The organism is Mesorhizobium sp. M1322, assembly GCF_040318085.1.
Classification (GTDB): Bacteria; Pseudomonadota; Alphaproteobacteria; order Rhizobiales; family Rhizobiaceae; genus Mesorhizobium.
Genome location: NZ_JAMYLP010000158.1, coordinates 1 through 6,502, shown reverse-complemented (window position 1 = coordinate 6,502; position 6,502 = coordinate 1). Strand labels below are relative to the sequence as shown.

Annotated in this window: 4 protein-coding genes and 2 pseudogenes; 1 reads left to right on the top strand and 5 read right to left on the bottom strand. The window is 56.2% G+C overall.

The genetic code is table 11. From position 1 onward, the window contains the following. Nucleotides 1-154: 154 nt before the first annotated feature. The 5 genes and pseudogenes from NKH12_RS29500 to NKH12_RS29480 form a co-directional block, all read right to left on the bottom strand. Nucleotides 155-441: pseudogene (locus tag NKH12_RS29500) on the bottom strand (hypothetical protein). A gap of 21 nt (nt 442-462) precedes the next feature. Then, nucleotides 463-699, bottom strand: a pseudogene (locus tag NKH12_RS29495) (transposase domain-containing protein); the annotation flags it as partial. Nucleotides 700-912: 213 nt separating this feature from the next. Continuing rightward, a complete protein-coding gene (locus NKH12_RS29490; RefSeq protein WP_352956349.1) occupies nt 913-2,049 on the bottom strand; it encodes a glycosyltransferase family 4 protein in 1,137 nt (378 codons plus the stop codon). 79 nt (nt 2,050-2,128) lie between these two features. Next, the gene (locus tag NKH12_RS29485) at nt 2,129-4,003 is read right to left on the bottom strand and encodes a Wzz/FepE/Etk N-terminal domain-containing protein (RefSeq protein ID WP_352956348.1); all 1,875 of its coding nucleotides are present in this window, start codon (nt 4,001-4,003) and stop codon (nt 2,129-2,131) included. Between the two features lie 564 nt (nt 4,004-4,567). Next, complete coding sequence (locus tag NKH12_RS29480; protein WP_352956347.1) at nt 4,568-4,810, bottom strand: exopolysaccharide production repressor protein; 243 nt, start codon at nt 4,808-4,810, stop codon at nt 4,568-4,570. A 302-nt stretch (nt 4,811-5,112) separates the two neighbouring features. On the opposite strand from NKH12_RS29480, the gene NKH12_RS29475 reads away from it, so the two are divergent. Beyond that, nucleotides 5,113-6,411 carry a polysaccharide biosynthesis/export family protein gene (locus tag NKH12_RS29475; protein ID WP_352956346.1) on the top strand — a complete coding sequence of 433 codons (1,299 nt, stop codon included), beginning with the start codon at nt 5,113-5,115 and terminating at the stop codon, nt 6,409-6,411. The last annotated feature ends 91 nt before the right edge of the window (nt 6,412-6,502 follow it).

The window sequence follows — 6,502 nt, the reverse complement described above, 5'->3', positions numbered from 1 at the left end:
AATGGCCACCCGAACAGCCAGATCGACGACCTGCTGCCCTGGGCCTACATCCCGGCTCCCGAACTCAGGGCCGTGGCCTGAGAACAGCGCTTACAGTATATTCGATCTGTACGCCAAGCACGAGAACGGCCGCGACCGGCCAAGGCCGCGGAGATTATGATTTCGGCTCGTCTGCCACGATCCGCTCGATCATTTCCAGATCGCATTGGGAATCCAGGAGGAATTGTCGAACACCGCCCTCCCGGGTCCGTACGTCTGCGAGGAACTCCTTCAGGCTCTCGGTGAAGTAGTGATTCCCTCGTCGGTTCCGTCGTGGGCGTACATCATTTCGCCGTAGTCGATATTGTCTGAGTTGCTGGCGATTTTTTGGAGGAGTTCGAGGTTCTCGCCGATCCGCGTTGCGACGTACTCGATCGTGTAGACCATGGTTGGGTGTGCCATCAGGCGGCCTCTTGCCGAGTGTTTCCGGCGGGGCTTCCAATTCCATATGGCAGCAATTCCGGCAGTCTGGATACGCGGGGATGTTCGGGATCCGGGCGAGGACATCCGCCAGCTAAGCCTGAGTGCCGATGTCGTACATCTTTGCCGTAACGATCAGCGAATGTACGCACCGCGATCTCCACCGCGCTGCGATTCGGCGAAGAGCCATGCCTTTCGCCCCAGAGCGATACCGCGCAGAGCGCGCTCGGCGGCATTGTTAACAAAGGCGTCAACGAGCTCGAACGTGTATCGGTGCAACTCGCCGAGCTTGATAAAACTCTCGCCAAACAATCGCTCAAGGATCACGAGCTTCCGGTTGATGACGATACCGGGCGGACTTCCGTGTGGTTGCTTCAACGATCCTTTCATCGTTTGACGATATTCATTGGTTCCCGACTCCGGAAAAGCTGAGCAGCTACTTTGGCCTCGGGCTCAGCCCCATTTCAGCTCCGGAAACGTCGCGCCTGCACAAGTTGCCCAGTCGAAGGTGCGTGCCCGTGATTTGGCAAGAGCACCGTCGCGCTCACGCAGGTCTGCATTGGCCCCATAGGTTGCTATCGCGCGGGCCATCGCGGTCACGTCCTCCGGGGGCACCAGCACACCAGTGGAGCCCATGACCTCAGGTATGCCGCCGACGGCCGTCGCTATCGAAGGACATCCTTGCGCACCGGCCTCAACCAACACTAGCCCGAAGCCCTCGATCTTTCCCTGTAGATCTCGTGCGAACAATGTGTGGCACGCCGCACGGCGGTATAAGCGCTTTAAGTCGTCGTCGGACAGCCTACCGGTCGCGATCACTGGAACACGAGATCGTGCCGCTTCATCCAATATCTTTGAGGCATAGGCCTGATCTTCGGCCCGTCCAGCCATCACAAAGATCGGATTGTCTAATCCGTATTCATCGCGCGCGCTCGCGATGGCCCGGACAGTTTCCAACTGGCCCTTCCGAGGCTCGATACGTCCGACTGCGCAAATGACGCTTGCAGCTTGTGGTACAGCTGCAAGTTGCGGGTGTTCAAAATTCCCATGGATTGGCTGAAACCACATGGGATCCACGCCGAGATACGTGACGACACCCTTCCGGGGCATTCCAAAATTTTCGGAAAAGATCCGCAGCGTCGCATGTGAGTTGGCGAAAACGACATCTGCTCCTTCGTAGGCGCGGCGTACAAACCGAAAAAGGATGGAATCGGTCCTGAATTTGCTGACTTCGCTGCCATGAATCATCGCTCGATACCCTCTGCGATGGAACGGTCGTAGCACAAATGTCACAAGTACACTGCGTATGTCGGCGGCCAAAAACAAACTGTCCTTAGGAACGTTGCGCAGAATAGAAAGCGCCCGCAACGCCCCGAATGGAGAAATTTGATGATGCCGCAGAATGCGATGGGTATCCGGCTCCTGAGGAACGGCAGGAAGGTCAGGATAGGCAGGCGCTATGACGGTCGCAGCGTGGCCACCAGCGCGAACGATGTCGACCAACCGTCCGGCGTATGTTCCGATGCCACCAGGAAATGGATGATACTCGTACGTCATCAGGATGATGCCGTGCGGAGGCTGAGATATCATGGGTCAAGAACTCCCAACGCCGCCCGCCTCGCCTTTAGCCGATATGATGGGATACTATAGGCGGCCGCCTGCTCCGCAGCTAGGCCTGGTAATACCGATGATAACGTTTACTGTAAAATTCGGCGCTGCCGAACTTTTGGTACCGCTTGATTCCTTTGATATCGACCTTGTTGAGCAGAACGCCGATGCATTTATCCGCCAGGATCGGGTTGTTGTCTAGGGTTTCGCGCACGAACGTACGAGCGGTTACACCCCATTCAACAACCAGAACAAGGCCGTCGAGGTGCTGGATAAAGGACCTCACGTCCGCGACTGGAGCCAACGGGGGCAAATCAACGACAACGTAATTGAACATCGGGCCGACCTTGAGCAGAAAGTCCCCCATTTTCTCGATAGGCTGCACGGTGTTTGCGAGCTTTTGTTGGCTCTGGTTCACGCCGGGCAGGAACCTCAATGGCAATGACTGATGGGCCAGCACGTCTCTCGGATTGAGTTCTCCAGCCAACAAGTTCGCCAGGCCTCGTTCCCAGCCGTTGGCTAACATAGGGGACAAGCCCGGATTGTGGATATCGGCATCGATCAACAACGTCTTACAACGCTGCATAGCAAGAACCATCGCTAAATTAGCAGCGACCAGAGACTTCCCTTCTCCCGGGAGGCAAGACACGATGCCGAGCGCCTTGGTGCTCTTCCTTGGTAACTCGACATCAACAGCGACTTTCACAGTTCGCATCGCTTCAGCGAATTCCGAGCGCGGATGTTGCTCTACCCAGTTGAAAGCGCTGTTACCCACCTCGATGAATGACGGCTCTCCGGCCGCATGATCGTGCTTGTTTCGGTGAATTGGCTTCCCGTCCAGCAAAGGGATCATTCCGAGCGTCTGAAGTCCGAGCTCATCGCGCACTTGAGCCGTCGTGCGGAAAAAGCGCTCCCGGTACTCCCGAATTCCGCCCACACCGGCGCCAACCATGACGCCGAGCACGACGCAGAACGCCAACGTAAGACTGCTGTTCGGAGAACTCGGTCTGCCGGGGTATGGTGCCTCCGAGATAGTCCGCGCCTCCGTCAACACCATCGAAAGGTTCTGCAGGCTTGCTTGATACTGCTGCAGAACCTGTTCATATTGCGACTTGAGAGAGGACGCCTCAAGTTCGAGCTGGCGCAAGGTAACCAGCGTTTCCTTGGTCAGCGTATTGTCTGTTCGGAACCTGTGGATTGCGAGCTCGGCATCGACCGATCGCTTCCGCACCGTCTCGAGCTCTTCCGCCAGTGCGCTGCGAGCTCGGATAATCGACTCGTCTTTGGCTCCGACTTGGTCAGAGATATAGATTTCTGCATACTTACTGGCTATTTTTTGCGCCATTTCGGCGCTAGGCGACCGAAATTGGACTTGCAGAATGTAAGAATCCCCTACCCGAGCTACCGTTATATTCTCAGCCAGAATGCCAAATGCCTGCCATCGAAGATCGGATCCTCGCTCGGAACTCGATTTCACGGGTGCTCCGCTTGCTTCGGAACTGCCGATGAATGGCCACACCAACCGAGCGACCGATCCTGTGAGACTGTTGAGCAATGAATATGGCGCTGACAAGAAAGAGCGATCGGTAGCAAGACCGAGGCTGTCAACGACCTTTAGCCCGATCCGGTCGGAACGCAACAATTCGACCTGGCTCAGCATCATCGGGTCAAGCTGTGCGGAGCTTCCGCTCTCTGTTAACTTCGTCACGACGGATGGCTGGTTCTTGTCGATCAGGATTCTGGCGGTCGACTCGTACAAGGGCACCTCGGCCCAAAGATACGCCAGCCCCAGTACAAGTCCTGCGAGCGCGCACGTAAGGACGAACCTCAACTGCCGTTGCGCTGCCGCCAGGAGCGTTTCGAGATCAATCGTTCCCCACTGAGGATCGCCGGATGTGAAGGCAGAATCCGGGTGTTTTTCAACTTCGCGGAGCATAAGCCTTCAAACCTGTCGGATGAGACTGGCAGCGCATTGGTAGTAACAAACACCATACCACATTGTCTGACTAAATGTCTGCAAATTCAGTGTCGACGCCGGCGGAGCACAGGCACACCGCTCGGGCGGGCATCAGCCTGCTCTTCGCCAAAGGCGCAACTCCTAACCTCGATGCAATAATGAAACCTCACACGGCCCATGTTCCGACTGCCGCAATTCCGCTGCATGTCGTAAGCTCCAATTGAAGGAAGTAACTGAGTCGTATTGCCAAATGGCAAAACATCTGAGCAGAGATTCCTGGCTCAGGTTGAGCCTGTTCTGCGGGAAACAGGAATGACTCGTCGATCACTGACGCACGATAACGATCACCGCAAGGATCCTGCGCGCATCTGGCGCCTCGCGGAAAGCCTCTCCGGTGTCCGAATAAGACAGGCTGCAGTCACATTTTGTTTCGTGGTGTGGGGTGTCATCTTGCTGATCGTCCTGCTCTAGCAGCCAGAGCCTAAAGGTGGAGAGTGGCCCGCCTCACTTACTAAGTGGCTCGGCAGTCGCTCCCTTTCGGACTCATCGCGCGATGTGTGACTTCGGAGTCACCGATTCTTTGGAGGCCGAGGGAGTCACCGATTCTTTGGAGACCGAGCGCCACACTAGCAGCATGACAGCAACAAAGTACCCAATCTGTATCAAGATCCCACAAATTAACGTTTGGACAAACGTGCCCCAGAGGGAGTCGGTGAGCAAATATATACTGATGGCGAAGGCCAACAGTACTATGATAAAGCCTCGCAAAAAAAGCAAAAAGGACATCGCCGTCCCACTCGCAGCCGCTCGCGTGACGCGCTCCTTGGCTATCCAGGCCTCAGCGCACTAACCATCATAACATATCGGAACGGGTCAGAGCGACCGATATATTAGCAGGTGCGAATAAAGACGCCCTAACCTGTGCCAAGACGTTGCTTCCAGGCGACCAACTCCCGTTCGCAGCCAAGAGAGGCTTGCCACACGGACTGGCCATGCCATTGTTCAGAGCGTAAATTCGCCTCAAAAGAATGGCGTTGTGAGAAAGGTCTGCGTCGATGTCATGCTCGAGCATTGCGGGGTGATCGCGAATGTTGAATAGATCGGTGCGCTGGATACGGGCAGGCAGCCGCGCTGCGCTCGCATGCATGTTTCTGTTGTTCGCAAACGCGAATCTGTCGAATGGCCTTGCCCTAGCAGAGGAGTACGATGCCGGCGAGTACCGTCTGCAGACTGGCGACGTGATCGGCTTCGCCGTCCTAGGCTATCCCGAGATGCAAAAGCGAGCTGTGATCGACCAAAGCGGTGTAATTGTGTTGCCGGCCCTGGGCCCCCTAAACGTTCTCGGGAAGACAATAGAGGATGTTCGCAAGGAGGCAATTGAGGTTTTAAAACCAAAATCCCTTCCGCAACGGTCCGCCGACGGCACTGAGACTTGGACTGGTTTTTACCCGGATCAGATTGTAGTTGATATCGAGGAATACCGACCCGTCTATATTGACGGGGACATTGCCTCTCCTGGGATTCAGCCCTTCAGACCAGGAATGACTGTCCGACAAGCTGTGGCGGCTGGCGGCGGCTACCAGCTCGGTCGCGGTGAGCTTCAAAACCCTGAAATGACAGCAGCGGACCTTGGCGGCCGCCTCCACATTCTGCGCATCAAATACCAGGAAAGCGAAATCAAAGCTGCTCGCATAGAGGCACAGCTGAGCGGCGCCAGAGCGATTGAGGTTCCGGACGCAGAACGTGACCCGAGCCTCGAACCTCGTCGCGACGAAGCTTTGCAGCAGGAGGGGAAGCATCTTGAAGCTGTCTATGCGGATCAGGAGAAGGAGCGCGCTTCGATTAAGTTGGCCACAACCAAGGCGGCGGAGCGAATGGGCTATCTGAAGGAGCAGCAGAAGGCGGATCAAGCGGGCGCCGCCGCAGATGCGGTGGAACTTGATCGCCTCAAGAAGCTCTTCGAAAAAGGTCTGGTCCAGATCACTAGCGTCAACTCTGCTCAACGCGCAGTGCTCTTGTCAGCGACCCGCGCTTTGCAAACCAATGCTGAGATCGCTCGACTTGAACGCGACCAAGGGGATTTGCAGCGCAGTCTTGATAAGTTTATCGACCAGGGTCGAATCGAGCTGTTGGCTGACTTGCAGATTGAACGCGCGGCGATGACGCAAATGCGCGCTGAGATGGATTCATTGACCAAACAAATCGCCTACGCATTGCAGATGCGCAGCGACCTTGTAGGCGAAGGGGACCGAATTACGATCGGTGTAACGCGATCCACTGACGGACAGGCAGCGACGACCGAGTCGACTGAAGATACTCTGCTCGCTCCGGGTGACACCATCACAATTACGCTGCAGGCCCCACCAGGGGCGGCGGCCGCGAACTAGCTGTGGAGCCTCAACAGGTTGTCCAGGGTTATATCGAGGCGACTGATGGGTGGTTTGGACTTTAGGCTGCCGTGTGGACGATGCCAATTGT

Excerpts from the sequence above, each read along its gene's own strand:
- NKH12_RS29490 (WP_352956349.1), bottom strand. The coding sequence starts at position 2,049 with ATGATATCTCAGCCTCCGCACGGCATCATCCTGATGACGTACGAGTAT.
- NKH12_RS29485 (WP_352956348.1), bottom strand. The coding sequence starts at position 4,003 with ATGCTCCGCGAAGTTGAAAAACACCCGGATTCTGCCTTCACATCCGGC.
- NKH12_RS29475 (WP_352956346.1), top strand. The coding sequence starts at position 5,113 with ATGTTGAATAGATCGGTGCGCTGGATACGGGCAGGCAGCCGCGCTGCG.
- NKH12_RS29480 (WP_352956347.1), bottom strand. The coding sequence starts at position 4,810 with ATGTCCTTTTTGCTTTTTTTGCGAGGCTTTATCATAGTACTGTTGGCC.